25 protein-coding genes and 1 tRNA gene are annotated in these 25,197 nt (G+C 59.8%); 13 read left to right on the top strand and 13 right to left on the bottom strand.

The features are described from left to right. Positions 1-34: 34 nt before the first annotated feature. The 8 genes from GHN92_RS02505 (at position 35) to GHN92_RS02540 (ending at position 10,344) form a co-directional block, all read left to right on the top strand. Positions 35-110 (top strand) — tRNA-Asn (locus GHN92_RS02505). Between the two features lie 301 nt (positions 111-411). Beyond that, a complete protein-coding gene (locus GHN92_RS02510) occupies positions 412-1,122 on the top strand; it encodes an HpcH/HpaI aldolase/citrate lyase family protein (RefSeq protein ID WP_153379295.1) in 711 nt (236 codons plus the stop codon). Positions 1,123-1,139: 17 nt separating this feature from the next. Beyond that, positions 1,140-3,227 (top strand): TonB-dependent siderophore receptor, encoded by a 2,088-nt coding sequence (locus GHN92_RS02515; protein WP_095024765.1) that lies wholly within the window; start codon positions 1,140-1,142, stop codon positions 3,225-3,227. 74 nt (positions 3,228-3,301) lie between these two features. Then, the gene (locus GHN92_RS02520) at positions 3,302-4,501 is read left to right on the top strand and encodes an acetyl-CoA carboxylase biotin carboxylase subunit family protein (RefSeq protein ID WP_153379297.1); all 1,200 of its coding nucleotides are present in this window, start codon (positions 3,302-3,304) and stop codon (positions 4,499-4,501) included. After that, positions 4,498-6,279: an IucA/IucC family protein gene (locus GHN92_RS02525; RefSeq protein ID WP_095031699.1), complete on the top strand. Its 1,782-nt coding sequence runs from the start codon at positions 4,498-4,500 to the stop codon at positions 6,277-6,279. The genes GHN92_RS02520 and GHN92_RS02525 overlap by 4 nt, the downstream gene beginning before the upstream one ends. Next, positions 6,264-7,406 carry an MFS transporter gene (locus GHN92_RS02530; protein ID WP_153379299.1) on the top strand — a complete coding sequence of 381 codons (1,143 nt, stop codon included), beginning with the start codon at positions 6,264-6,266 and terminating at the stop codon, positions 7,404-7,406. Before GHN92_RS02525 ends, GHN92_RS02530 begins: the two co-directional genes overlap by 16 nt. Further along, positions 7,403-9,163 carry an IucA/IucC family siderophore biosynthesis protein gene (locus GHN92_RS02535; RefSeq protein ID WP_153379301.1) on the top strand — a complete coding sequence of 587 codons (1,761 nt, stop codon included), beginning with the start codon at positions 7,403-7,405 and terminating at the stop codon, positions 9,161-9,163. The genes GHN92_RS02530 and GHN92_RS02535 overlap by 4 nt, the downstream gene beginning before the upstream one ends. Beyond that, positions 9,160-10,344 (top strand): type III PLP-dependent enzyme, encoded by a 1,185-nt coding sequence (locus tag GHN92_RS02540; protein ID WP_153379303.1) that lies wholly within the window; start codon positions 9,160-9,162, stop codon positions 10,342-10,344. The genes GHN92_RS02535 and GHN92_RS02540 overlap by 4 nt, the downstream gene beginning before the upstream one ends. 242 nt (positions 10,345-10,586) lie before the next feature. Here GHN92_RS02540 and GHN92_RS02545 read toward each other — a convergent pair whose 3' ends face one another. The 3 genes from GHN92_RS02545 to aroE all read right to left on the bottom strand — a co-directional run bounded on the left by GHN92_RS02545 (position 10,587) and on the right by aroE (position 13,540). Further along, entirely contained in the window at positions 10,587-10,964 is a 378-nt protein-coding gene (locus GHN92_RS02545) for a DUF1640 domain-containing protein (protein WP_095000458.1), read from the bottom strand. Between the two features lie 257 nt (positions 10,965-11,221). Next, entirely contained in the window at positions 11,222-12,664 is a 1,443-nt protein-coding gene (locus GHN92_RS02550) for an MFS transporter (protein ID WP_095000457.1), read from the bottom strand. 60 nt (positions 12,665-12,724) lie between these two features. After that, a complete protein-coding gene (gene aroE, locus GHN92_RS02555; RefSeq protein ID WP_153379305.1) occupies positions 12,725-13,540 on the bottom strand; it encodes a shikimate dehydrogenase in 816 nt (271 codons plus the stop codon). A gap of 217 nt (positions 13,541-13,757) precedes the next feature. Between aroE and GHN92_RS02560 the strand changes: the two genes are divergently transcribed. Continuing rightward, positions 13,758-14,447 (top strand): HAD-IA family hydrolase, encoded by a 690-nt coding sequence (locus GHN92_RS02560; RefSeq protein ID WP_095000455.1) that lies wholly within the window; start codon positions 13,758-13,760, stop codon positions 14,445-14,447. Positions 14,448-14,473: 26 nt separating this feature from the next. Here the strand turns inward: GHN92_RS02560 and GHN92_RS02565 are convergent, their stop codons facing one another. Then, complete coding sequence (locus tag GHN92_RS02565; RefSeq protein WP_178102587.1) at positions 14,474-14,944, bottom strand: FAD/FMN-containing dehydrogenase; 471 nt, start codon at positions 14,942-14,944, stop codon at positions 14,474-14,476. Positions 14,945-15,094: 150 nt separating this feature from the next. Here GHN92_RS02565 and yghX point away from each other — a divergent pair, with 150 nt between their 5' ends. Continuing rightward, on the top strand, positions 15,095-15,979 hold the full coding sequence (gene yghX, locus GHN92_RS02570; protein ID WP_095000453.1) for a YghX family hydrolase: 885 nt from the start codon (positions 15,095-15,097) through the stop codon (positions 15,977-15,979). Positions 15,980-15,984: 5 nt separating this feature from the next. On the opposite strand, the gene GHN92_RS02575 is transcribed toward yghX, so the two are convergent. Continuing rightward, complete coding sequence (locus GHN92_RS02575; RefSeq protein WP_178102588.1) at positions 15,985-16,167, bottom strand: DUF1289 domain-containing protein; 183 nt, start codon at positions 16,165-16,167, stop codon at positions 15,985-15,987. A 3-nt stretch (positions 16,168-16,170) separates the two neighbouring features. After that, the gene (locus GHN92_RS02580) at positions 16,171-16,542 is read right to left on the bottom strand and encodes a hypothetical protein (protein ID WP_095000451.1); all 372 of its coding nucleotides are present in this window, start codon (positions 16,540-16,542) and stop codon (positions 16,171-16,173) included. Positions 16,543-16,953: 411 nt separating this feature from the next. Between GHN92_RS02580 and mqo the strand changes: the two genes are divergently transcribed. Further along, the gene (gene mqo, locus GHN92_RS02585; RefSeq protein ID WP_095018062.1) at positions 16,954-18,600 is read left to right on the top strand and encodes a malate dehydrogenase (quinone); all 1,647 of its coding nucleotides are present in this window, start codon (positions 16,954-16,956) and stop codon (positions 18,598-18,600) included. A gap of 80 nt (positions 18,601-18,680) precedes the next feature. Here mqo and GHN92_RS02590 read toward each other — a convergent pair whose 3' ends face one another. The 7 genes from GHN92_RS02590 to GHN92_RS02620 all read right to left on the bottom strand — a co-directional run bounded on the left by GHN92_RS02590 (position 18,681) and on the right by GHN92_RS02620 (position 23,391). Then, positions 18,681-19,532 carry a CAP domain-containing protein gene (locus GHN92_RS02590; protein ID WP_153379307.1) on the bottom strand — a complete coding sequence of 284 codons (852 nt, stop codon included), beginning with the start codon at positions 19,530-19,532 and terminating at the stop codon, positions 18,681-18,683. A 49-nt stretch (positions 19,533-19,581) separates the two neighbouring features. Continuing rightward, a complete protein-coding gene (locus tag GHN92_RS02595; RefSeq protein ID WP_153379309.1) occupies positions 19,582-20,262 on the bottom strand; it encodes a GNAT family N-acetyltransferase in 681 nt (226 codons plus the stop codon). A gap of 191 nt (positions 20,263-20,453) precedes the next feature. After that, on the bottom strand, positions 20,454-21,008 hold the full coding sequence (locus GHN92_RS02600; protein ID WP_095000447.1) for a UPF0149 family protein: 555 nt from the start codon (positions 21,006-21,008) through the stop codon (positions 20,454-20,456). Between the two features lie 47 nt (positions 21,009-21,055). Continuing rightward, a complete protein-coding gene (locus tag GHN92_RS02605; protein ID WP_095000446.1) occupies positions 21,056-21,400 on the bottom strand; it encodes a hypothetical protein in 345 nt (114 codons plus the stop codon). Between the two features lie 126 nt (positions 21,401-21,526). Then, positions 21,527-21,928 carry a hypothetical protein gene (locus GHN92_RS02610; RefSeq protein WP_095000642.1) on the bottom strand — a complete coding sequence of 134 codons (402 nt, stop codon included), beginning with the start codon at positions 21,926-21,928 and terminating at the stop codon, positions 21,527-21,529. Positions 21,929-21,954: 26 nt separating this feature from the next. After that, positions 21,955-22,410 (bottom strand): GNAT family N-acetyltransferase, encoded by a 456-nt coding sequence (locus tag GHN92_RS02615; protein ID WP_095018058.1) that lies wholly within the window; start codon positions 22,408-22,410, stop codon positions 21,955-21,957. A gap of 15 nt (positions 22,411-22,425) precedes the next feature. Beyond that, positions 22,426-23,391, bottom strand: a complete 966-nt coding sequence (locus tag GHN92_RS02620; RefSeq protein ID WP_095000444.1) for a threonine dehydratase — start codon at positions 23,389-23,391, stop codon at positions 22,426-22,428. Positions 23,392-23,476: 85 nt separating this feature from the next. Here GHN92_RS02620 and GHN92_RS02625 point away from each other — a divergent pair, with 85 nt between their 5' ends. Together GHN92_RS02625 and GHN92_RS02630 are read left to right on the top strand one after the other, a co-directional pair. Further along, positions 23,477-24,850, top strand: a complete 1,374-nt coding sequence (locus GHN92_RS02625) for a PLP-dependent aminotransferase family protein (protein WP_153379311.1) — start codon at positions 23,477-23,479, stop codon at positions 24,848-24,850. A gap of 80 nt (positions 24,851-24,930) precedes the next feature. Beyond that, on the top strand, positions 24,931-25,155 hold the full coding sequence (locus GHN92_RS02630) for a hypothetical protein (RefSeq protein ID WP_095000442.1): 225 nt from the start codon (positions 24,931-24,933) through the stop codon (positions 25,153-25,155). Positions 25,156-25,197 lie beyond the last annotated feature (42 nt).

Consider the following 25,197-nt stretch of genomic DNA (forward strand, 5'->3'; position numbering starts at 1 on the left):
ACTTCTCTTTTTATATCAGTAAGATAGACGCCATTCCGCGATAGCTCAGTTGGTAGAGCAAATGACTGTTAATCATTGGGTCCCTGGTTCGAGTCCAGGTCGTGGAGCCAGATAGTAAAAAAGCCGCTAGCGATAGCGGCTTTTTTTTGCCTGAAATTTGGCAAGGTACAGATTCTCCCCCCTGGACCTGGACCTCAGCAAAACAATGGCTTATGGCCATTTTCCTACAACCTGAAACGTTTTTTTTAAGATGTTCGTCACGAATATCGCTATTCGATAATAAAAATCGTTTACCTATATCTGAGAATGATTATTATTGGCACCAGTGCTGCCTCGCTAAAAGGACCTGTGTCAGTGATAAAAACTTCTCCGGTTTTTTCCCGGCTACAAGACGGGAAAGTTGTTTATGGCATGCTCAACTCCCTGCCTTCACCCATGCTTTGCGAGATGCTCGCGTTTGCCGGCTACGACTTTGTAATTCTTGATCTGGAGCACTTGCTGCGCTCCGAAGAAGACATCATGCATTGTGTTCGGGCATGTGAGGCCGCAGGTATTTCGCCCTGGCTGCGCATGGCGCAAGTGGACGAGAAACTGATCGGCAGGGCGCTGGACGCCGGTATCGAAACCATCGTGCTGTCACGCACCGAAAGCGCCGTACAGGTTCAGCGCGCCATTGAGGCGGCCTTTTTTCCGCCCCTGGGCAAGCGCGGCATGACCGGTGGGCGCATCACCGGCTTCGGTCGCCTGCCACTGCCCGAATACATCGATCTGGCCAACCGCCAGACCCCCATCATTCCCATGATCGAAAGCCGCGCCGGTGTTGACGCGCTGGGCGACATCCTGCAACTGGACGGGGTCGGCATGATCATGGAAGGCGCCCTGGACCTGGCCCTCGATCTCGGCCTGGGGCCTGATCCTCTCAATCCTCGGGTCTGGCAAACCCTGCAAGGCATGGCCGACGCCTGTCTTGGCGCCGGCGTCGCTTTTTGCGCCAACCCCCGCACCGTCGAACAGAACGCGCTATGGCGCGCCCGCGGCGTGCGCAGTTTTCTGGCCGGTGAAGACCGTGGCTTGCTGCATAACGCACTCAAAGCCCGCCTGCATTCTCTCCAACAGCAATAATGAGTCGACGTAGTCCAATGAAAACAATATCCCTACACTTTTCACTGAGCCTCATGACACTGGGTATTTGCCAGGCTGCCATGGCCGCCGATCAACAACCCCCCGGCCATAGCGTTGAGCTGGCGCCCATGACGATTGAGGGCGATGTACTGGGTGCCGCCAGCGATCAGGAAGTGCGTACCTATGCCGGGAGTCGCAGCGTCATCGATTCGAGCGACCTGAAAAAAGCCAGCACCCGTGGCCTGGATGATGCGCTGCAACGGGTTCCGGGCATCAAGATTTTCGACGAGACCGGTACCGGTGCGCTGCCCCAGATTTCGGTGCGCGGCCTGTACGAGAGCCGCAGCGGACGCATCCAGGCCTTGTCGGACGGCATCCCGCTCGCGCTGGCACCCTATGGCCAGACCGGCCTGTCGCTGTTCCCAATGACCATGGCCACGGTCGACCGGGTTGATATCGTGCGCGGGGGCGCAGCGGTGCAATACGGTCCGAACAACGTCGGCGGGGTGATCAACTTCATCAGCAAGCCGATTCCCCGCGAATGGGAAACCACCCTGCAGGAGAAAACCACGTTCAATGCTGGCGGGCGCCAGTTGTGGGATACCTATCTGGGCACCGGCGGCTACCTGACCGACAACTTCGGGCTGCAACTGGACATCAATACCCTGAGCGGCGAATACGGGCGCGAGCACTCCGATACGGATGTGCAGAACTATCGCCTGCGCGGCCAGTGGAACATCGATGATGACCGGGATCTGAGTTTCGGCGTTCAGCATTACAAGGCCGACATGGACCTGGCCGGTGCCCTCAGCGTCAAGGACTACAAGGACGACCCGCGCCAGTCAACGCGCCCGCTGGACCGCTTCGAGGGTGACACGGATCGTGTGTGGGGCACTTACACCCAGCGTCTTGGCGCCATGGGGCCGTTCGATTCGGTGGAGTTCAGCTGGACCAACTTTGCCCACAACAGCTACCGCAATTTCGTCGTAGGCCTGCCGTTCACTCCGGACGGTACGGCCGTGACCAAGCAGGACGGCCCGCGTGACTTCAAGGTTTGGGGTTCGGAGCCGCGCATCAGCGCCACCATCGATGGCGACACCGTCGGCCAGACCTGGCTACTCGGTGCCCGCTATGTCAGCGAAGACATCAGTTACAAGGTCAACCGGCAGAGTCTGGCTACGGGTGTGACTGCACCGTTTCGCGACTGGAAATTCGATGACAGCGCCCGTGCCTTCTACATCAGCAACGCCATCAGCCTGCTTGATCATCGCCTGACCATCACCCCCGGCGCGCGCTATGAAAACGCGCGCATGAACTACAGCGATGGCATCACCGGGTTCGAGCGCGAGAACAAGTCTGAAGAATGGCTGCCGGGCCTGACCGTGGGTTACCAGGCCAACGACGCCTGGTATGTCTATGCCAACGCGCAGAAGTCCCTGCGTCCACCTCAGGTTACGCAGATCGTCAAGGAAGGCGCGGTCGGTGCCGAGCTGGCCTGGAACTACGAGACCGGTGTGCGTTACACCCCGTGGGAGGGCATGCGTGTCGACTTCAACCTGTACCGCATCGACTTTGATGACCAGATTGTCTACAACGCTACCACCGACCGTTTCGACAACCTTGGCAGCACACGTCATCAGGGTTTCGAGACCGATATTTTCTGGACCCCGCAGGCCATGCGTGATCTGGACCTGCATGCCGGTTATGCCTACCTCGATGCCAAACAACGCAACGGCACTTACAAAGACAACGAAGTGCCGTACTCCTCGCGAAACCAGTTTATGGTGGATGCCCGCTACCGTTTTGCCGAGCACTGGACCTACAACCTCGACGGTCTTTACATCAGCAAGGCCTACACCGACGCTGCCAATACCCGCGAAGAAAACGCCTCTGCCAGCGTGGGTGAACTGCCTTCTTACTGGGTGTGGAACACGGCTATCGAACGTGAGTTCCCGCTGGCCGACAAGAGCATCCTGACCGCCTCGGCGGGCATCAGTAACCTGTTCAACCGCGAATACTATTTCCGAGGTATCGACACCAGCCCTTGGGGTCGTCAACCCGCGCCAGAGCGTTCGCTCACCTTAGGCGTCAATTACCGCTTCTAAACCGCGCACACGCGCTTTTGTAAATCAGTTGCCCATCCTGCGGGACGGGCAACTGTTGCCCCCAGGAAAGTGCCATGCAACGTCCATTCGTCATCCTTGCTCACGTCACACACCCAGCCATTCTCGAGGGCTTTATGCCAGCCGCGCAGCAGCGCGGGCTGCCAATTGTGCTGATCACCGATCATGCTCAGGAACATCGTCGCCTGCTTGCCGGCTCGTCTCTTTCGCCGGACCGGCTGCAGGTGATCGAATGTGATGTATTCAACCCGCTGGCGGTCATCGAAACCCTCAATGGCCAGGGTTTGCGCCCGGTTGCCGTATTTTCCAACAGCGATCACCTGCAAACCGCGACAGCAGTCGTGGCGGAGGCGTTCGAGTGCCCCGGCAAGAACTGGCGGTTGTGCCATGCCGCCAAGAACAAGGCCGCCATGCGTGAGCGCATGCAGCGTCTGGGTCTGCCCGGGCCGTGGTTCCAGGTGCTTGCCTCGGGCTGCGCGTTGCCTGCTGATGCGCCATGGCCAGTGGTGGCCAAGCCCCGTGAAGGGGTGGCCAGCCTGGACGTGCGCTTGTGTCACAACGCCGCTGAACTGAGTGCTTACTGTGAACGGTTCTGGGAGCAGCAACCGGACCGTGCACTGCTGCTGGAGGCTTACCTGGAAGGGCCACTGTTCACCCTTGAGACCCTCGGTGACGGTCGTAGCCTGCAAGCCATTGGCGGCTTTGACGTAAGCCTTTCTGCGCCGCCCCATTTTGTCGAACTCGCTGCCCGCTGGAATGGCCCGCTAAGCAGCGCACAGCGTACCGCGGCGCTGGCGCAAGTGGCGGCATTCGGGGTCAATTTTGGCGTTTGTCACAGCGAATTCATCCTCACCGCACAAGGCCCGGTGCTGGTCGAGATCAACTATCGCAGTATCGGTGACGGCCGCGAGTTTTTGCTGGACCGGCTGCTGCCACAGGGCTGGTTTGACCGAATCGTTGCCCTGCATCTGGGGCAGGCGCTGGTCGACGCACAACCGGCTCGGGCCCAGGCAACCGTGCACTATCTGGTGGCCGAGCGTTCGGGGCGGCTGGATCAGGCCAGTGCCAGTTTCAATGTCGAATCCGCAGACCACTGGTGCGATTACCGGGCGCTGCAACATCCCGGCGACACGGTGACCATCAGCCACTCCAACAAGGACTACGTCGGCGTATTGCGCCTGATTGCCCCGGATGACGTGAGCCTGGATGCGCAATTGCATTCGACCCTCAACGACCTGAAATGGGTGGTGGCATGAACCTGCAACCAGAAGCTGCCGATCAGGCCTACATCACCCGCCGCATCATCGATTGCTGCCTGCGTGAAGATATCCGCGGAGTTGTCAGTCAGGGCCGGATCTGTCCGCTGCCCGAGGCGTTGCATCAGCTGCTTGCGCATCAATCCAGCGGCATCTGGCTGCGGATCACCGATCTGGCGGCTGACGAGTTGTGGCTGCCAGTGGTCAAGGCGTATCCGTTGCAGGATTGGAGTGTTACCGGCGATGCCTGGATCCGGGTATCGCGACAGCACCCGCCTGAGGTCCAGCGTGGCTACTCGCTCTGGCTTGGCCACCTGAGCCAGGGTCTGGACGCTGAAAGCCTGGGGTTGTTCGAGGCGTATCTGAAAGAGGCCGATTGCGCCACGCAACACCGGACCCTGTGCAAGCAGGCCGGTCAACGCAATGCCGCCGCGCTCGGCGATGTGATCGGGCTCCAGCACTGGTCGCAGCGCCTGTTGAAGATTGATCAGCTGGCCAGCTATCTGGACCACCCGTACTACCCGACTGCACGGGCCAAAAGCGGCTTCGATGACGCAGCCCTTGAACGCTATGCGCCGGAGTTTGCACCGCGTTTCAAACTCAACTGGCTGGCGATCCCCAAGCAGGCCATGACCCTCACCAGTGTGCAGCCGCCGCACTGGCCGGGTTTCGAGGAGGTAGGCTTGCCAGGCACTTTGCACAACAGCCACTCACTGCTGCCGGTGCATCCGTTGACCTGGGCTGTGCTTGAACAGTATGGCTTGCCTGAGGGCGCACTCAAGGCGCCACACACGGCCATGCAGGTTGAGCCGACGCTGTCCGTGCGTACGGTGGTGTGCATTGATCAGCCCCATTGGCATATCAAATTACCGTTGCTGGTCACTACCCTGGGCGCGCGCAATCTGCGTCTGATCAAACCGACCACCCTGTACGACGGCCACTGGTTTGAAACCACCTTGCAGGCGCTCGCCAGGCGAGATCCGGAGTTGGGATCACGCTATTTGCACGTAGATGAACAACACGGCGGTCATGTCGCCCAAAGCCGTCATCTGGCCTATATCGTGCGCCGCTATCCGGCGGGGCTGGAGCACACCACACTGGTGCCGGTGGCTGCACTGGCCAGCCCTCTTGCGGGTGGGCGCCTGTTCCTCGAACAGCTGGTCGAGGGTTTTTATGCCGGCTCCCTGCAACACTGGCTCGACGACTACCTTGACCTGTTACTGCAGGTTCATCTACGGCTGTGGCTGCGATACGGCATCGCGCTTGAGGCCAACCAGCAGAACGCCGTGCTGATATTCGAACACGGCCGGCCAATGCGCCTGTTGATGAAGGACAACGACGCCGCGCGCCTTTGGCCGCAACGTTTCGCTGCAGCTTGTGCGGATCTGGCCGGGCTGCCAGCCGCCTTGCAGGATGAGCGCATTCGTGTCAACAGCAGTCAGCCTTTGGCCGAGATGTTCTGCACCATCACCCTGCAACTGAATATCGTCGCTATTTTGCAGGCCATTGCGGCAGCGGGGCTGGCGCCTCAAGCCAGCCTGTACGACACACTGCGCCGGCGCTTGAGCGGTTGTCTGCAGCAACTCGAAGCCGAAGGCATCAACTGTGACGACGCACGCCGCTGGTTGCTCGACAGCCCAAGGTTGCCGGTCAAGTACCTGCTCAGCGCCGGCAGCCTGTTCAGCAAGGCGCATTCCGGTGCCAGTGATATCAACAAGTTCTATGGCTACAGCGCGGCGAATTTCCTGCTGGAGGAGGTGCCATGCAGCGCCGTTTAATCGCCAGCGTCTTGTTGGGGCATTACCTGTCGGCCTTTACGGCGCTGGGGATTCCGCTCTATCTACCGCACATCCTGGGCGACCTCGCGCCCGGCACGCCGGGATGGGCCATCGGCGTGCTGTTTGTCCTGCCAACCCTGTGCACCGCCCTGGCCGCGCCAGTATGGGGGCGCTGGGCCGATCGCAACGGTTGTCGTCTGTCGTTGCTGCGCGCCCATGCCGGGTTGTTCGCGGGTTTTCTGCTGGCAGGCTTGAGCCCCAATCTGACCGTGTTCGTGCTGGCATTGGTTATCCAGGGCACCTTCGGCGGAGCAATGGCGGCCTCCAACGCCTACCTGTCGACCCAGCTCAAGGGCTCCGGGCTGTCCCGCGCCCTGAACTGGACCCAGTATTCGGCACGGCTGGCAATGATCAGCGGCCCGATCCTGCTGGGGCTGCTGACCTCCCGGGGCTTGGGCATCAACCTTTACAGCTGGCTGGCGTGGTTGCCGCTGCTGGCATTTGTTCTGGTGTTGGCGCTGCCCAACGACAAGCCCGGGCATGCCCTGGACAGCAAACAAAAACCGCCGCCAGGCCAACTGCCAGCCGACATGGCGCGCCTGCTGGCGGTGCAGTTCCTGTTCAGCTTCGCCATGGTGGTCACCTTTCCCTACTTCATGCCATACGGTGAACAATTGGGGATAGGTAACGACACCTTGATCGGTGTGCTCTACAGCCTGCCGCATTTGGTTTATCTGCTGGCCTTGCCCTGGGTCCACAAGCATCAGGGCAACGTCCTGTTGCCGGGGCTGGCGCTGCTGGCGATCAGCAATGCGCTGCAATTCTGGAGCGTGCAGGCAGAGCCGTTGTTCGCCCTGCGTCTGCTCAGTGGCGCGGGCATGCTGCTCAGCTTTGTCGGGCTGCACCGCTGCCTTAGTCAGCGCAGCCGGCAAGGCAGTGCAGGGCGCCTGTTCGGCTGGTTTGACTCCAGCGGCAAATGGGCCGGTACCGCTGCCGGTGTTACGGCTGCTCTGGTCACTCAGACCTGCGGCATTGCATCCCCTTTTCTGGTTGCCTGCCTGGCTGCCATGGCCGCCATGGTCATGGCGCGCCCTCTAATGATCACTTCCCGGGAGATTCCGGCATGACGTTCGTTCCCAATACCTTGTCCCTGAATGACCATGCCCTTGATGGTGAAGCCCAGCGCCATGCCATCGAGTGCCTGCTCAATTGCTATTTGCGCGAATATGCATTGCCGCGCAACGAAGCCGATCTGAATTACCAGGCACAGGATGTGCCGATGAGCCTGCGTCAGGCCGGCGCTCGTTGCATCAGCATCAGCCTGCCGGGCGGCCGTTTGGTGGTGCGCATCGACAGTGCCAGCCTGCTGGGCCGCTGTCATTACATCGGCGCGCCTTATTTCAAGGGCAACCAGCAGGGCTGGCGGCCACTGGAGGCCCGGGAACTGGCCAGCCTTCTGTGTACACCACTGAGTGGTGCCGGGCGTGTCGGCGAGATGCTGCAACAGTTCGCCAACAGCCTGCAGATCACCCGGGCCTTCCTGCGTCATTCCCGTCCGGCCAACGAAGCTGCCGACAGCCTGCTGGCATCCGAGCAGCATCAGCTCTGGGGGCATGCCCTGCACCCGACACCGAAAAGCCGCGAGGGTATATCCCATAACGATTTGCTGGCCTGTTCGCCTGAGGTCGGGGCGTGTTTTCAGTTGCACTGGTTCAAGATCGACCCGGCGCTGCTTCGCCATCAGGGTGAGGACCCGCGCAGTACCCTGCAGCAACTGTCGGGGCGCGACGACGCCTATCCGTGTCACCCCTGGGAAGTCGCCCGCATACTGGCCGATCCGCTGGTGCAGCGGGCGCAACAGCAGGGTCTGATCGAATACCTTGGCCCTCTGGGTCAGGCCATGTTCCCGACCTCGTCGGTGCGTACGCTCTACCACCCGCAACTGGCTTATTTCATGAAGTTCTCGATGCATGTGCGGCTGACCAATTGCGTACGCAAGAATGCCTGGTATGAGCTGGACAGTGCCGTGGCCCTGACTCATCTGCTCCGGCCGGTCATGAGCGAGCTGGCAATCCGGCAACCGGACTTTTTGCTGATGCCCGAGCCCGCAGCCTCCAGCCTTGATCTCGGTGCTTTGGGTACGCTGGAGCAGGCCCGCGAAGTCACCGAATGCTTCGGTATCGTTTACCGGGAAAACCTGTCCATGGCCGATCGCGGGGCGTATCAGCCGCAGGTGGCAATGGCGCTGTTTACCTGGGACTTGCAAGGTCGCAGTGTCTGTCGTCACCAGGTTCGACGTTATGCCGACATCACCGGCCTGGGCATTGAGCAGGCCACGCTCAACTGGCTGGATGCCTATGCCGCGAAAATGCTCGGCGGCGTGCTGTACTGCCTGTTCCGTCAGGGGGTGGCGCTGGAGCCGCATTTACAAAACACGGTTGTCGGCTTTGCTCAGGACGGCTTGCCGAACCGGGTGTGGATCCGCGATCTGGAGGGCACCAAGCTGGTTCCTGAAATCTGGCCGGCAGAGCGCTTGAGCGCGCTCGACGAGCGTACCCTCAACTCGGTGTACTACAGCGCGCAAAAGGCCTGGCAGCGGGTGGCTTACTGTGCGCTGGTGAATAATCTGGGCGAGGCGATTTTTCATCTGGCCAATGGTAGCGAGGCTCTGGAACAACAGTTGTGGACGCGCACCGGCGAGCTGTTGCACGAACAGTGCGCGCTTCTCGGTCATCCGCAGCAGCTGCGCGAGTTGTGCGCCGGTGCGCCATTCCCCGGCAAGGAAAACTTTATGACCCGTCTGATGATGCGCGCCGATCGCGAAGCAGGTTACACCCAGCTGCCCAGCCCATTGGCGTTTATTGCAAAGAGTAAGTGCGCATGACTCTTCCTGTCGCTGTCACCCGCTGTATCGAACAGCTCAAGGCTGAGCACGAGGGGCCATTGTGTGCCTATGTCTACGACTTGCCTGCCCTTGAACAGCATATAAAGGCAATGCGCGCCGTGCTGCCCGATAATTGCGAATTGTTCTATGCCGCCAAGGCCAACCCGGAGGCGCGGGTGTTGAAAACCCTTGCACCGTGGGTAGACGGTTTCGAAGCGGCCTCGGGCGGGGAGCTGACCTGGCTGCATGAGCAGTGCCCCGACGAGCCACTGATCTTTGGCGGCCCGGGCAAGCTTGATCGTGAACTGGATATCGCCATGCAGTACAGCATCTCGGCGTTTCATGTAGAGAGCGTGACCGAGCTTCGCAGTCTGGCGCGCATCGCTCGCCAGCGTGGCGTGAGGGCTGCGCTGATGTTGCGCTTGAACCTCAAGCTGACGCAGGCACCGCAGAGCAGGCTGGTCATGGGCGGCAAGCCCACGCCGTTCGGGCTGGACGAGCAGGGGCTGGCAAGTGCACTGCAATTGTTGCGCGAAGAGCCGTCTCTGGAGCTCAAGGGGCTGCACTTTCATATGCTGTCACACCAGCTGGATGTCGATGCGCACCTTGCGTTGATACGCAGCTACTTCCTGACTTTCCGCCAGTTGTGTGTCGACCACGACCTGCAACTGCCCGTGCTGAATGTCGGAGGCGGCATGGGCATCAACTACCAGAACCCGGCGCAGTCGTTCGACTGGCCAAGGTTTTGTCAGGGGCTCAAGGGGCTGGTTGATGAGTTCGGCATGGGCGCGACCCGAATCCGCTTCGAAATTGGTCGCTTTATCAGCGCAGCCTGCGGCTATTACGTCATGCAGGTGCTGGATATCAAAAGCAGCCACGGCGAATTTTTTGCCATTGGTCGAGGCGGCACTCATCATTTCCGCACGCCTGCAGCGCAAGACCATAACCATCCGTTCACGGTTATGCGGGGCACAAATCCCCCGCAGATAAGCGGTCAGGACGTCACCCTGGTAGGCCAGTTGTGCACGCCCAAGGATGTGCTGGCCAGGCAGCAACCTGTTGCGCAACTGGCGATTGGTGACCTGCTGGTGTTTAGCCTGGCGGGTGCCTATGCCTGGAATATCTCGCACCAGAACTTCCTGATGCACGAACCGCCTCTGAAGGTGTTTATCGACGGGTGATGCCATGGAGTTGCCAGCCAGGGTGCCGGCAACTCCATCCTTGGCAATCAGCCATCCACGCTGATTCCTGGTATGCATCGAAATCTATAAAAAGCACGTTTATCAGGAAACCCACAGGGCCACGCAATACGGCTTTGCCCGGGTTTTCATGCGCAAGCTGCTTCAAGCCCAAGCCGGATACTGAACAGCCCATAATGATGCAGGCTGTTCAGTTGAAGTCATCACCAAGGTCGGCCAGGGCTTTACTCCCCCAGTAAAGCCCTGTTGAGAAAGTCATATCCCAATTTGATCGATGGCACGCTGATGCAAATGAAGATGATGCCGAACTGCCAGTGAACAATCTTGCCCTGGGCCTCCAGCGCAGTAATTGACGAGCGCAGTTCGAGGCCTTGTTCCTTGACGGATGACCTGAGCTCTACACCTTGCTCCCTTATCAGAACGCGCAGTTCAGCGCCCAATTCTGAAATGGAGGCTTTCAGGTGCCGTTCGGTTTGCCCGAGGTCTGATTTGGAGGCGAGATCTTTCACTTCATTCTCCCAGGCTTCGACAACGGCTTTAGTTTTACCTGAAGGCATACTGATGGATGTCAGCGCGTCGTAAAGGGTAATGGATGATTTCATATTGTCTCCTGCGATTGGCAAGTGACGTCGGGCCGCCATCTGACGCCTGACTCCTGTCACTGTGAGGGCGATTCACTCCTTGCCTGAGATTCTACTTTTATCCCGAATCAATACAGTCAGACCTTTCTTAGCGTTGCGTCAGTCGCGGTGGTATTTCTGGTGACCGATTATGATTACGAGTAGAGCAGCATCGTGCTGGCGCAAAAAAGCCTGCAGTCAGCAGGCTCTTTGCATGAGTCAGGTTGCAGCACGCAGCATCAGCGTGGCGTCGGTTGCACCACCGGCTGTGGCGTCATCTGCGGAGCGTTGTGAGCAGGCAGCATTTCCCAGGCATCACGGGGCTCGTCCAGATCTCGGTTGAGGGTTTCCGGGGTCTTGAAGGTGGTGTACAGGGTGATCAGCGTCAGCAGCGACAGGTAGCAGGCAATCGGCAACCAGGCGCCGATACCGGCGCTGGCATCGCCATCGTGACTGGCCACGACCAGAGCGATCAGCCCGGCGCCAATCAAGGGCGCAATACCGCCAGCAATCACCGCCGAGGCTTCCCGGGCAATGGATACGCCCATATAGCGGTGGCGCGAGCCGAACAGTTCAGGCATCAGCGCCGCCTGGGTGCCGAACATGCCCCAGGTGCCGATGCCCAGCGCGATAGAGATAGCAATAATGCTCGCGATCACATTGCCCTGGCTCAGTATCCACCATACCGGGAACGCCAGTGCCAGTTGCAGCAGCGCAAAGGCCCGGTACACCACTACACGGCCAAAACGGTCGCTGAGTTTACCGGCAATCGGCACGGTCAGAGCACCCAGGCTGGCGGCGCAGATCAAGGTGAGCACGCCCACCGGCCCTTGCAGGCCGACCACACCAACGATGTAACTCACCGCCAGGGCCTGATAAATCGAAGACCCGCCGTTTTCTCCCAGGCGTAGGCCAATGCCCAGCAGCAGCGTCGGTTTTGAGTGTTTCATCGCACTTTTTAGCGGATTGTCGCAGACGCGCTTGAGGGCCTTGAGGCGGATAAAGGTCGGCGACTCCTTGAGCGACAGGCGCATGTAAAGGCCCAGGGCGACGATCACCACGCTGCTGAAGAACGGTATGCGCCACAACCCGCTTTCGAGCACGTTGTCACTGCTGCTGATAACCATGAAGTACACCAGCGCGGCAAGGATGGTGCCCAGTTGAATGCCAAGGAAGGGCAGGGCAGCGTAAAAACCGCGTCGGCCCGGGGGTGCATACTCGGTCATCATCACTGCCGCGCCGGCCTGTTCGGCACCTGCACCGAGGCCCTGGAGCAAACGCAGCACCACCAGCAGCACCGGGGCCAGGTAGCCGACTTGATCAAACGTGGGCAGGGCACCGATCAGGGTGCTGGAAATACCCATCAGCAACACCGTGGAGGTGAGCACGAACTTGCGTCCCACGCGGTCACCGATCATGCCGAACAGCACACCACCCAATGGCCTTATCGCGAAGCCCAGGAAGTAGGTGCCGAAGCTGGCAATCAGGCTCATGGTGCGGGTTTGTTCAGGAAAGAACAGCGGCCCGAAAATCAGCGCCGCTGCCAGGGTGTAGAGGGCAAAGTCGTAGTATTCCAGCGCACTGCCCAGGGAGCAGGCCCAGGCAGCGCGGTGCAGGTCTTTTTTGTGTTCCGGGCTTTCGGGGACCAATTCAATATCAGATGAAGCATGATCGTGAGTCATGTTGGTACCTTCTGGTAGGCGCCTTTACGGCATCTTGTTATCGATAGGCAGCAGGGGGGCTTACAATTTGAGTCGATGTATCTCCTCGAGCATGGCCTGCTCCATGATGTTGATGGGGGCCTCCACGCCGGTGTACAACTCGATTTGCCGGCAGGCCTGCTGCACCAGCATGCGTGTGCCGGACACGGTGCGGCAGCCCAGCGCGGCGGCTTGCAGAAGCAAGGCGGTACGCACGGGCATAAAGGCTACATCCATGACGATCAGATGGCTGGCCAGCAGCCCGTCCAGCGGATTGTTGTCGGGCTGCCTGAAGCCCACGCTGGTGGCATTGATCACGATGTCGAAATCCCGGGCAGCAAAGGCCCCGACACTGCCACCCCAGCGTGCACCCAGATCTGCGGCCAGCGCCTGGCCACGCTCACTGCTGCGGTTGAACACCGTGACCCGGGCTGCCGCTTGCAGGCAGCCAAAGACCACGGCCCGCGCTGCGCCACCGGCGCCGATTACGGCAACACGCTGGTTATTGAGCTCGCAGACTTCCTGCAGGGCGCGTACTGCACCCAGGTAGTCGGTGTTGTAGTCGGTGAGAACGCCGTCGATGTTATTGATGGTGTTGACCGCGCCAATGACCAGCGCGGATTCATCGATCGCGTCCAAATGCTCCATCACGACGGTTTTGTAGGGCATGGACACGTTCATGCCGCGCACACCCAATGCGCGGATGGCCGCGACGCCCGCCACCGGGTCCTCGATGCCGAAGCAGACGAAGGTGTAGTCCAGGCCCAGGGCCGCGTAGGCCGCATTGTGGATTTTCGCAGAGAGAGAAAAGGGCGAGCCCATGATCGAACCGCACAGGGTTGGCAGGGACTGGGGCATGCGTGCCTCCTAGTATTGGATTTATGAGTGGGGCAATAAGCCCACTTTCAACCCCTGCAGCGCAGTGTGCCAATCGTATATGGTGATGCCGTGATCACGGATGCTGATCACGGATGCTGATCACCAGCTGAGACTTGATGATTGGCGATGACTGCAGCACATTGTGCTTCTCCCGGTGTTATGGTGCTGAATCCTTCCTGCCAACGGATTTGTTGTGATGACTACACCGCGTGCTGCTGTCGGCCCGATCAAGGCCGTGATTTTCGATATGGACGGGTTATTGCTGGATACTGAGGGTATTTACACCGAAGTCACGCAGATCATCGCCGAACGCTACGGTCGCACCTATGACTGGAGCATCAAGCAGCACATCATCGGCCGTGGCGCCCTGGACCTGGCAGAATTTCTGGTCAAGGCGCTGGAATTGCCGATCACCGCGCAGGAATTTCTGGTTGTCCGCGAGCCGTTGCTAAAAGAACGCTTCCCCAAAGCCACGGGCATGCCGGGTGCCGAGGCGCTGGTGCGCCATCTCAAGGCCCACAAGGTGCCAATTGCCGTGGGCACCAGTTCATCGCAACATTCCTTTGCCCACAAAACCACCTTGCATGGTGAGTGGTTTGAGCTGTTCGACACCATTGTCACCGCTGACGACCCTGAAGTGGGGGCAGCCAAGCCTGCACCGGATATCTTCCTGACGGCGGCACGGCGCCTGGGTGTTGCGCCCGAGCACTGCCTGGTATTCGAAGATTCGCCTTTCGGGGTAACGGCTGCCAAAGCCGCCAACATGACTGCGATTGCCGTACCTGATGTAGCCATGGCCGACAGCAAGTACACGCATGCCGACCTGATCATCCGCCAGCTGGCCGACTTTGATCTGGCGGCTTATGGTTTGCCGCCGATGCGATAAGTGCTAGCCAGATCCCTTACACGCGATTATTGCACCGGCAGTTTTTCCAGTGCCGCACGCAATTCGTCGGCGCTGGAAAACTCTTGCTGTGACATTAGTTTGCCACTCTCCAGTTGCAGCCACAGTATCTTGTCTTCGGCACCGGGATACTGGGCGGCAACAGCCCCGTCGCGGTCAAGCACAACACGGTAGCTGTAGTCACGCATGGCCGGGATGGCGATAAATTTGCCGATCAGCGAGGGCATGCGCTGCACATCGGCGAGAAACACCACATTGCGTGCTTCCAGGTAGCCCTTGGCCTGGTTTTCCAGCGCAGCCTTGACCAGCTTGGAACCGTCCATATTGCGCGCTACCAGCAGCACCTGGGTTTTTTCGTCCAGGGTGTAGGGTTGGTCATGCTGGTCGTTCAGGGTCCATGGCGTCAGGCGCTCACCGATATTCGCGGCCTGGGCCAGCATGGAAAACGCGCTCAACAACAGCACAAGTGCAATTCTCACCGTTTGATACCCCTTCAGTTAATGGTTCTGGCCTGACAGGTTTCAGGCATGGCCGGTATGGTATCCCACAGCACAAGGTAAAAGGTCTGAGACGCATTTAGCTACAAATTGCTCTATGGTTAAGCGCTACCGGCCCAAGGAAACGCCAAGATGACGCGTCTGACAGCGAAAGACTTTGCCCCTGAATTGCTTGAGCTTTATGACTACTACGCCCACGGCAAGATCAACCGTCGCGAGTTTCTTGACCGTGCTGCTGTATTCGCCCTGGGCACCACTGCGTTATCGGTGCTGACGGCGTTGAGCCCAGACTACGCACTCGCCGAGCAGGTCTCCTTTACCGACCCGGATATCATTGCCGAGTACATCATGTACCCATCGCCCAGGGGCAACGGCCAGGTGCGCGGTTATCTGGTGCGGCCAGCCAAGGCAGCGGGCAAGCTGCCAGCCGTGGTGGTGGTGCATGAGAACCGCGGGCTGAATCCTTACATCGAAGATGTTGCCCGGCGCCTGGGCAAGGCGGGATATATCGCTCTGGCACCCGATGGCCTGACGTCAGTGGGCGGATATCCCGGCAATGATGAGCAAGGCCTGGCGCTGCAGCAAAAAGTCGACCCTGCCAGGCTGATGAATGACTTCTTCGCGGCGGTGGAGTGGTTGATGCAGCATGATGCCAGTACCGGCAAAGTTGGGATTACCGGGTTCTGCTATGGCGGCGGGGTGGCCAATGCGGCGGCAGTGGCCTACCCGGAGCTGGGAGCTGCAGTGTCGTTTTACGGGCGCCAGCCCGGTGCAGACGAGGTCGCCCGTATCCAGGCACCGTTGATGCTGCACTACGCCGGGCTGGATACACGGATCAATGACGGCTGGCCAGCTTTTGAGCAGGCGTTGAACAGCAACGGTAAAGTCCATGAAGCGCATATTTACCCGGGAGTGAATCACGGCTTTCATAACGACTCGACGCCTCGCTACGATGAAACCGCGGCTACTCTGGCCTGGAACAGGACCCTGGGCTGGTTCGGCAAGTATCTGGCGTAGCGGGCTTAGCCGTTCTTCTTGCGCAGGCTCTTGAGCCGAGCGCTGGCGCGCTGCACGGCGGCCATTTTTTCCGGGCGCTTCATGCCCCGCCACTTGCGGATATCTTCCCGGGTTCGACTGCAGCTCACGCATAGCTCACCACTTAACTGGCAAACTGCAATGCACGGGTTTTCAATGTCTTTTGCCACGGTTCAACTGCGTCCGGTCTGTTTTTGCGCCAGGCGCTTGGGCCAGTTGCCGCCACAACTGCGCTGGCACTCTTCTTCTGAATCGAAGAATACATGGGCCGAGCCGTTACGCACCTTTACGCCGGCATCCGCCAGCGCCTGGGCCGTCAGCTCACCCATATAGCGCGCCTCGCCATCGGCCAGGGCGAAGTCTTTGCTGGCTTGCGTATCGAACACCCAGACCACCTTCAGGCTGGCCGGGAAGGCCTCGTAGTCAACAACATGGGTCAACCAGGCAAACCCCGGGATCTGTGATTTGGCCGTTTCGCAGGCCTCGGTCAGGGAGGTGATCAGGCGACGTTCGATCTGTGCCTGGGTGCGTTTGCTTAAAGACATGGGTGAATCCTGTTGATAGGCGGGGCAAAGGCACGATTATACCTGAGCGCGGGGCTTGGCTACTGCTGCTTCGCCCAGAGTGCCACCTGAGGTAGAATGTCGCGGTAAGTCGGCTGGCCGCCCTGGAGCGTCATGCCCACGCAGGTTCCCCGGAAGGAGCCGCGAGCAGGCCGGACATCAAGGGAGTCACATCCGCTGTACCCAAAATGTTACCCAAGTAGCTGAAGCCAAGACCAACAAGAGATCAGCGCCCAAGGTACATGAAGTGAGGTCTGTAACGTGCACAGGCCTTATATGTCTGCCCGTTCGGGGCTTGAAGCTGGCTCGATTGCAGGTGACCGTCTGTAGTGGGTCAGGCAAATTCAGGCACCGAGTGCCGGGCAGATGGCGTTTTATCTTAGGTACTACAACATGTTAAAAAAAATGAACAAGGGGCTACTGGGCCTGGCGCTGACCATGGGGATTACCTCCGTGCATGCGGCAGAACCTAAACACGTGGATGTACTGCTGATCGGCGGCGGCATCATGAGCGCTACTCTGGGTGTATGGCTCAACGAGCTGGAACCCGGCATGTCCATGGAGATGATTGAACGTCTCGATGGCGTTGCCCTGGAAAGCTCCAACGGCTGGAACAACGCAGGTACCGGTCACTCCGCCCTGGCTGAGCTGAACTACACGCCGGAAGACAAGAACGGCAACGTTGAAATCCCGAAGGCCATTGAAATCAATGAGGCTTTTCAGGTATCGCGTCAGTTCTGGTCGTGGCAGGTCAAGAACGGCGTACTGAAAGATCCGCGCTCGTTTATCAACTCCACGCCGCACATGAGTTTTGTGTGGGGCGATGACAACATCAAGTTCTTGAAAAAGCGCTATGAAGCCCTGCAGGCCAGCCCTCTGTTCGCGGGCATGCAGTACTCCGAAGACCCGGTGCAGATCAAGAAGTGGGTTCCGCTGATGATGGAAGGGCGCGATCCCAACCAGAAAATCGCGGCCACCTGGTCTCCGATCGGTACTGACGTGAACTTCGGCGAAATCACACGCCAGTTCGCGGCTTACCTGCAAACCAAGCCTAACTTCTCGCTGAAACTGTCGAGCGAAGTTGAAGACATCAAGCGCAATGAAGATGGTTCGTGGCGCGTGGTGTACAAAAACCTGAAAGATGGCAGCAAAACCGAAACTGACGCCAAGTTCGTCTTTATCGGCGCTGGCGGCGGTGCCCTGCACCTGCTGCAGAAGTCCGGCATTCCTGAAGCCAAGGAATACGCAGGCTTCCCGGTTGGCGGCTCGTTCCTGGTAACCGATAACCCGACTGTTGCCGAGCAGCATCTGGCCAAGGCCTACGGCAAGGCTTCGGTTGGTGCGCCACCGATGTCGGTTCCGCACCTGGACACCCGCGTGCTGGATGGCAAGCGCGTTATCCTGTTTGGCCCGTTCGCGACTTTCTCGACCAAGTTCCTGAAAGAAGGTTCGTACTTCGACCTGCTGACCAGCACCACCCCGCACAACATCTGGCCAATGACCAAAGTGGGTATCGAACAGTACCCACTGGTTGAATACCTGGCCGGTCAGCTGATGCTGTCGGACGAAGACCGCTTCAATGCGTTGAAAGAGTACTTCCCGAACGCCAAGTCCGAAGACTGGCGCCTGTGGCAGGCCGGTCAGCGCGTGCAGATCATCAAGCGTGACGAAGAGAAGGGCGGCGTGCTGAAACTCGGTACCGAGATTGTCAGCGCCAAAGATGGCAGCATCGCCGGTCTGCTGGGCGCATCCCCGGGTGCCTCCACGGCTGCACCGATCATGCTGACCGTGCTTGAAACCGTGTTCAAGGACAAGGTTGCAACACCGGAGTGGCAAGCGAAGCTGCACCAGATCGTGCCGAGCTATGGCACCAAGCTGAACGGCGATCCTGATCGCGTTGCCCAAGAGTGGGCCTACACGGCTGAAGTCCTGCAATTGACTCCACCACCGGCAATCCCGGCGGCAACTCACACTGCAACGCCTGCTACGGAGCCGGCAAAGCCTGCTCCAAGCAACCCAGCGGCTGACATGGCGCTGTAAAAAAACGGCCCCACCCGACGCTGCTCGGGTGGGGCTGCTTTATCTCGCGTTACCGCCTCGCTCAACCCCTTCGCAATACCTCACTGCGTCCCGAACAGGGCCGTCCAGTAAATTCCTGCATCACTTTTTGGGTCTACCGCGTAGGCTGCGCCCAGCTCGCGAAACCCGGGATTCATCACGTTGGCGCAATGACCAGGGCTGGCCAGCCAGCTGTCGACCAGCTTGCGCGTGGTGTCCTGCCCGGCGGCGATATTTTCACCGATCTGCTGCGCGATATAGCCCGCCAGTTCAGCGCGATCCCCCGGGGTGCTGCCATCGCGGCCCTTGTGATCGAAGTAGTTATTGTTGGCCATGTCCCGTGAATGACTCTCGGCAGCGCTAGCCAGGGTGGTGTTCCAGGTCAGGGGCGCGGCAGGGCCGAAGGCCTGGGTGCCGCATTGGCGGGGTTGGTTACGGGCGCTGTTGAGCATCTCGAGGACCTTCTGGCCTTCGGCCTGCCAGTCTCCCAGGCGTGCCGCCAGCAGCGGACGGGCCAGAACGATGCGCCAGTCACGCTGGTCGTGGCTGACGCCGATATCGACAAATTGCGGGTCCAGCACCACGCGGCAAAAGCTTTCCTGGACGGCTTTCATGGCGGCCTGGGCGTCACGGGGGCCGGACAGGTTGATCGCCTGTACGTTGACCATCGGGTATGCCGCCTGTGCCAGGGCTTGCTGCAAATCGCCAAAACTGCTGGCCGGTAGCACCAGGCGGGTGTCGGCCGACAGTGGCGGCAACTCTTGCGAGGCCTGCCCTGCGCACAATTGAATCTGGCTGCGATAAGCATTGATCGAGTCGATCAGTTGCGATTCTTCGCTGGCCACGGCGCCAGCGCTGAACACCAGACTCAGTGTCAAGGCGCCGAGACGGGGCAGGGTGAAGTGAGCGCGCATACGGGTTCCCTCTTAACGGAGTGCAACCATGATGCGTTATTTCGCCCCTTTAGTCTTTTGCCAGGGCCACAAAGGCTTTGGCCCGGGCGGTCAGTTGATCGATCTGGCGATCACGTTTCTTCTCGGCGTCGAGCATGGCCTTTTTGCCGTTACGTTGCAGCAGGTAGGTATGGATCTGGCGCACTTCGGTGGACTGGTAGATCGCGGCGACGTCGAGCACGGCCATCAGGCCGTCGCTGCTATGGTCACGGGTGTTCATCAGCACTTGCGGGCCGCGGGTACCGATGACTTGCTGCCCCATTGCCTCGAATTCCGCAACCTTGGTCACACTGCAAGTCAGCTCGGTGTGAGGGTAGCGGCGCACGACTTCCTCGAGCATCGAACGGGTCACCCCCAGATGGCGGTGGCTGGCCAGCTCGGCCATATAGGCAATGCCGCAGGCCTGGGGGTCGTCCTTGAAAGGCAGGTACAAGGCGAAGCCCGTTACTTTTTCCGGGTCCTGGGCATCGGTGGCGACAATCAGCTCGACCGCAATGCCTTTGGTGCCGTCGAGTGCCTGCAGGTACAGATGCACTTCAAAGCCGATGGCGTACTGATAAATGCTGTACAGCAGATTGCTCGGGGCGATTTCCATCGCACTGATATCGCTCAGGTGATCGACCACGAGCTGCAGGATCTGGCTGTTGATCGGTTCGCTGACCGGGGAATCGTAATGGCTGAGGGTGGTCATGGGGATGGTTTCTATAGTGTGCCGCAGCACAATTCGTAGCAGCTGCCGAAGGCTGCGTCCGATTGCGAAGCGATCGTAAATGCGCAGTGCAAGGTTTATCTGGATAATCGCGGTGGCTGATTTTACGGCGGCTTCGCCGCCGGACGCAGCCTTCGGCAGCTGCTACAAAATCAAAATCAGCTTCGCCGAGCTCAGCGCTGGCTCAACCAGAAGTCATGCAGCGCCCGGGCCGCAGGGGCAATGGCGGCAACGCTTTGCTGGTGGGCGGCAACGTCGAGGTCGTCGGGCAGTTCGAAGTTGTCCTGCTCGGCGCAGTCGGCGATGGCCTGGAGCAAGCGTGCTTGCGGCGCCGGAAGTGCTGGCCAGTTGCTGATGGCCACCGCACGGGTGTAACCAAAACACCATTCTTCCGCCAGGGTTACATCCTGGCCCAGATGTTCGGTCTGCTCGAAACGCGGAACAAATGCGCTGCTGTCCTCAGCCAGTTGCCGGGCCAGGGTATTGATATGGCGAACGCTCAGTTCGATGAACTGTTTGGCTTCCTCAGGGTTTTCCCAGGCCGGGTTCTGACCGCCCCAGATTGCCGGGAACCAGTCGGCGATATCGACCTGAGTCGGGCTTGAAACCAGTGCGGTGAAATAACCGTCGAGCTCCGAAGGGTTGAGCACGGAGTGATCGTCGCCGTATTTGAGCAGCGTGTTTTCGATCACGTCAAAGTCGCTGGCGTTCAGGGGTTGCGATTGCATGTTCGGGCTCCTTGGTGTGGCGGCAAAACGGGTGGTCTGCGGCAGACTCAGTCCACCGAAACAATAGACTCGAGTTCAAAGTATTTAAAGCCAGCCTTGGCCAGGGCTTTTTTCGCCTCTTGCTCGGCGTTGAATCGGCTCAAATCCTTGGAGTCATGGACAAACAGGCTTTCATCGCCGTCAAACACCTTGGTCACCCTCATGGTGACGCGCAGGACAGGCCCGCTGCGCTTTTTCGGCACAGGTGATGGCGCTTTGGCAGGTGCCGCAGCTTTTTTCGGAGCAGGGATGGTTTTGGCAGGAGCCGGTTCAACTTCAGGTTGAACCGGGGCAGCAGGCAGATCAAGGCCGAGCGCTCTGCGCATGTCGTCCTCGGTGAATCCGGCACTCATTGGTATGACTCAGTTAATTTAAAAGACGCGCTTATAGGGCAGAGATTCGGGTTATGGCAAGCGAATTTGTTCATATGCCGCAAAATATGACCTTTTCCGGGGTTAAAGCCCTTGTTCAGAGCCGATTCAGGGGTCGCTAAACAAGCCGTGACCATCCAGCAGTTTCCAGGCAATTTCAGGTCGTTTCTCCAGCGCCCGGCGGATGGCGGCCGGGATTGCCTGTCGGGTTTTTCGGCACAGGCCCGGTTGCTCGGCGAGGTGTATCGCAATGCCTCGCATGGTACGCACTTCTGTGACGCCGGGGTCGATCAGTACTTCAATGCCCAGTTGCTCGTGCATGCGGCGCTGCATATGTTCAAGATCGTCGAAGCTTTTCAGGTTTTCCAGCCGCTCGATCAGCACTTTCTCGGCCTGGCGCGTGAGGTTGAGGATGCGCAGGTCGGTGCCAGGTGTCGCCAACAGTTGCTCCCGCTCGCAGATGCAGGCGCCGGGTGGGCAGGGTGAGCGCAGCGACGCAGAAGAAGTCATCAGGCTCAGCATAGCTGCCCCGGGATTTAGTCGTCCAGACGCAGGGCCATGATCACGGTGCGCTCGTCCCCATGGAACTCGTCGCGTACTTTCGCAAAGCCCAGTTGCGCGTAGAAGGACTCGGCCGTAAGCGAGGAGGGTACCCGCAGCTCTTGAATCTGCGCAACAATGGCCGCCTCCTTGATGCGTGCCATCAATTGCTGGCCTATGCCTCGGCCCTGATGGCCCGGATTGACGAACACACTGCGCACCACCGCGTGATCCAGGCTGGCAGTTCCCACTACATGGTGTTCGTGTACGGCCACGTACATCTGGCGCTGCTGCATCAACTTCAGAATCGAGGCCGGGCAGAAGTTCTGCCCGATCCGGGTGATCACCTCGGGGGAATAGTCCCGGGCATTGGATTCGCGCAAGGCGGCAATCACCACCTTGCTGATGGCCTGGGCATCGCCCGGTGTGGCGCGGCGAATCAGGTACTGCATACACACTCCTTTAGGTCATGCGTCAGCGCTGTTGGCCAGAATGGCGGCATACAGCAGGCGGTCAATGTTGGCGCCGCTCAGGATCAGTGCAACCCGGCGCCCTTTTTGCCTTGAGCGCTCGCTGATCAGGCCGGCCAGCGCGGCGGCGCCTGCGCCTTCAGCGGTGTTATGGGTGGTTTCATGGTAGACCCGAATCGCATGGGCGATCTGCTGGTCGGACACCCGAATCACCCGCGCCGCGCCCTTGGCAATAATTTCCAGCGCCTCGGGCAGCGGTTGGCGACAAGCCAGCCCGTCAGCAAACGTGTGGGCCGACTCGGTGCAGACCACACGGCCCTGCTCGACACTTTGCGCATAAGCATCGGCGTGCGCAGACACCACACCGACAATCTCGGTCTTCAGGCCCAGCAAGTCGCGGGCCTGGATCAGCCCGCAAATGCCCGAGCCCATGCCGATGGGGACATACACTGTGTCCAGTTCTTCCACTGCTTCTAGCAACTCCAGCGCATAAGTGGCCACGCCGCGAATCAGGTCGGGATGGAAGGCGGGGACCAGGTGCAATTTATAAGTGTGCGCCAGCACCGCCGCATGGGTGCGGGCCTCGTCAAAATCCTTGCCGCATTCAATCACGGTAGCGCCGAGGGCACGCATGGCGGCATTCTTTTCCACCGAGTTGCCTTCCGGCACCACGATCCGGATTGGAAGGCCTACGCTGCGCGCTGCCAGTGCGAGGCTCTGGCCGTGATTGCCGCGTGTGGCTGTGACCAGGCCTTTGGTGCCCGGTTCGCGGGCCAGCAACCCCTGCACATATAACAGGCCGCCGCGCACTTTGAAGGCACCGGTGGGCGTGTGGTTTTCATGCTTGACCCATACCGTGCAACCCATGCGTTCGGTCAGCAAAGGCCAGGCCAGTTGCGGTGTGGGCGCCAGGGTCTGGTGCACGGTATGGGCTGCAAGGCGAAGGGCATTCAAATCAAACATGGCACACCGTCATCGAGGGATTTGACTCGATTCTAGGCACGACGCATTGTATGGGCCGACCCTTATATTGCATGGCCAACAATAAATGTGGATGCCAACCCTCAATGACACAGACCAGCCGCGCTATCTTGCGCTGGTCGATGCAATCACCCGGGCCATCGCCTGCGGCGAACTGCAACCCGGTGCACGTTTGCCACCCCAGCGGCGTCTGGCCTGGGCGCTGGGCTGGAACCCCAGTACCACGATGCAGGCTTATCGCGAGGCGGCCAGGCGGCATCTGGTTTCGGGTGAGGTAGGGCGTGGTACCTATGTACTGGCCAGCAGCCAGGAGGCGACGCTGTTCAGGCTGCAACACGCCGATGAGCAGACACCCCGTATCGACCTGCGAACCAACCTGCCCGCCATTGACCATCTTGGTGAAGAGGATGGGTTGGCCTTGTCCTGGTTGCTCGACAGTAACCAGGCGATCCGCTTGCAGGGTTATTTGAGCGCTGCGGATCTGTTGCAGGCACGGGCACAGGGCGCGGCCTGGCTCAAGGGCCGCGGGCTGGACTTGAACGTGGACAACATCATGCTCTGCACCGGCGCCCAGCAAGGGCTGTTTACGGTGCTGCTGTCGTTATGCCAGGCAGGCGATGCGGTACTGGTTGAAGCCTTTACTGCGCCGGGAATCAAGGCTGCCTGCGCACAGTTGCGTTTGCCCATGCATGGCGTCGCGATGGATCGGGAAGGGATCCTGGCGCAGGACTTCGACCGGATGATCCGCGCCACGGGTGCGCGGGTTGCCATACTGACCCCGACCCTGCAAAACCCGACTTCGGCGGTGATGAGCGTTGAGCGCAGGCTGGCGATTGCCGATATTGCCCGACGCCATGGTGTGCAGGTGATTGAAGACGATGTCTATGGTGCGCTGACCGACAGCCCGCCGTTGTACCGCTTTTTGCCCGAGCTCGCAGTGCTGGTCACCAGTTTGTCCAAGACCGTTGCGGCGGGAGTGCGCCTGGGCTGGATTGTGGCTAACCCACAGCTGCTGGCGCGTATTGATCCCTATGCGCAGTCGGCGCACTGGGGGGTATCGCCGCTGTGCCAGGCCATCGCCTGCCAATGGATCAGTGATGGCACAGCACAAGCGCGGCTGGAGTGGCAAACCCTGGAAGTGAGCCGGCGCTGGCGCCTGGCAAAAAAGTTTTTGGGGGCTGCGATGTATCAGACAGACACGCCATCACCGCATATCTGGGTGACTGTGGAAGACGGCGCCGAGGCGTGTCGCGCCGTTGGCGTTGAGGTGGTGCCGGCGGATGTATTTGCGGTGAAGTCCAGCGCTGGCCATGCGGTGCGCATCAGCCTGACGGCGGCTGCCAGTGTCCAGGCTTTAAAAGTGGCGCTGGAAAGGATTGCGGGTTTGCAGCCCTCTCCAGGAGGGAGAGGGCACAGGCCGCAACCAGCAAACAAACTTTAGCGTCCCCCAATCAAGTCCCTTTTCCCTGCCGCAGCGCGTTAGGGTGAGGGGCTTTTCATCTGGCTAACCAAGGAACCCCTATGCGCAGAGAAATCGGCTACTGGCACCGCGAAGGTCGCGAGTTGTTCTACTACCTGGAATTCAAACCTGAAACCGCCGAGTTCTACCTGACCTGCGAACACACGCCTGCCGAAGGCGAGGGCAGTGTGCGCTCGGTATTGCTCAGTGAGGCTCGCGGCGAGCGCTACTACGAAGATGCGCTGTTGATCATCAAAGAGGAACTGTTCAAGCAATACACCCTCTGAAGGTTGCTGGCAAAACCTGCCACGCGCTGGTCACGCCGAGCA

The organism is Pseudomonas sp. FSL R10-2964 (assembly GCF_009600035.1).
Classification (GTDB): domain Bacteria; phylum Pseudomonadota; class Gammaproteobacteria; order Pseudomonadales; family Pseudomonadaceae; genus Aquipseudomonas; species Aquipseudomonas bubulae.

Excerpts from the sequence above, each read along its gene's own strand:
- GHN92_RS02510 (WP_153379295.1), top strand. The coding sequence starts at position 412 with ATGCTCAACTCCCTGCCTTCACCCATGCTTTGCGAGATGCTCGCGTTT.
- GHN92_RS02515 (WP_095024765.1), top strand. The coding sequence starts at position 1,140 with ATGAAAACAATATCCCTACACTTTTCACTGAGCCTCATGACACTGGGT.
- GHN92_RS02520 (WP_153379297.1), top strand. The coding sequence starts at position 3,302 with ATGCAACGTCCATTCGTCATCCTTGCTCACGTCACACACCCAGCCATT.
- GHN92_RS02525 (WP_095031699.1), top strand. The coding sequence starts at position 4,498 with ATGAACCTGCAACCAGAAGCTGCCGATCAGGCCTACATCACCCGCCGC.
- GHN92_RS02530 (WP_153379299.1), top strand. The coding sequence starts at position 6,264 with ATGCAGCGCCGTTTAATCGCCAGCGTCTTGTTGGGGCATTACCTGTCG.
- GHN92_RS02535 (WP_153379301.1), top strand. The coding sequence starts at position 7,403 with ATGACGTTCGTTCCCAATACCTTGTCCCTGAATGACCATGCCCTTGAT.
- GHN92_RS02540 (WP_153379303.1), top strand. The coding sequence starts at position 9,160 with ATGACTCTTCCTGTCGCTGTCACCCGCTGTATCGAACAGCTCAAGGCT.
- GHN92_RS02545 (WP_095000458.1), bottom strand. The coding sequence starts at position 10,964 with ATGAAATCATCCATTACCCTTTACGACGCGCTGACATCCATCAGTATG.
- GHN92_RS02550 (WP_095000457.1), bottom strand. The coding sequence starts at position 12,664 with ATGACTCACGATCATGCTTCATCTGATATTGAATTGGTCCCCGAAAGC.
- aroE (WP_153379305.1), bottom strand. The coding sequence starts at position 13,540 with ATGCCCCAGTCCCTGCCAACCCTGTGCGGTTCGATCATGGGCTCGCCC.
- GHN92_RS02560 (WP_095000455.1), top strand. The coding sequence starts at position 13,758 with ATGACTACACCGCGTGCTGCTGTCGGCCCGATCAAGGCCGTGATTTTC.
- yghX (WP_095000453.1), top strand. The coding sequence starts at position 15,095 with ATGACGCGTCTGACAGCGAAAGACTTTGCCCCTGAATTGCTTGAGCTT.
- GHN92_RS02580 (WP_095000451.1), bottom strand. The coding sequence starts at position 16,542 with ATGTCTTTAAGCAAACGCACCCAGGCACAGATCGAACGTCGCCTGATC.
- mqo (WP_095018062.1), top strand. The coding sequence starts at position 16,954 with ATGTTAAAAAAAATGAACAAGGGGCTACTGGGCCTGGCGCTGACCATG.
- GHN92_RS02590 (WP_153379307.1), bottom strand. The coding sequence starts at position 19,532 with ATGCGCGCTCACTTCACCCTGCCCCGTCTCGGCGCCTTGACACTGAGT.
- GHN92_RS02595 (WP_153379309.1), bottom strand. The coding sequence starts at position 20,262 with ATGACCACCCTCAGCCATTACGATTCCCCGGTCAGCGAACCGATCAAC.
- GHN92_RS02600 (WP_095000447.1), bottom strand. The coding sequence starts at position 21,008 with ATGCAATCGCAACCCCTGAACGCCAGCGACTTTGACGTGATCGAAAAC.
- GHN92_RS02605 (WP_095000446.1), bottom strand. The coding sequence starts at position 21,400 with ATGAGTGCCGGATTCACCGAGGACGACATGCGCAGAGCGCTCGGCCTT.
- GHN92_RS02610 (WP_095000642.1), bottom strand. The coding sequence starts at position 21,928 with ATGACTTCTTCTGCGTCGCTGCGCTCACCCTGCCCACCCGGCGCCTGC.
- GHN92_RS02615 (WP_095018058.1), bottom strand. The coding sequence starts at position 22,410 with ATGCAGTACCTGATTCGCCGCGCCACACCGGGCGATGCCCAGGCCATC.
- GHN92_RS02620 (WP_095000444.1), bottom strand. The coding sequence starts at position 23,391 with ATGTTTGATTTGAATGCCCTTCGCCTTGCAGCCCATACCGTGCACCAG.
- GHN92_RS02625 (WP_153379311.1), top strand. The coding sequence starts at position 23,477 with ATGTGGATGCCAACCCTCAATGACACAGACCAGCCGCGCTATCTTGCG.
- GHN92_RS02630 (WP_095000442.1), top strand. The coding sequence starts at position 24,931 with ATGCGCAGAGAAATCGGCTACTGGCACCGCGAAGGTCGCGAGTTGTTC.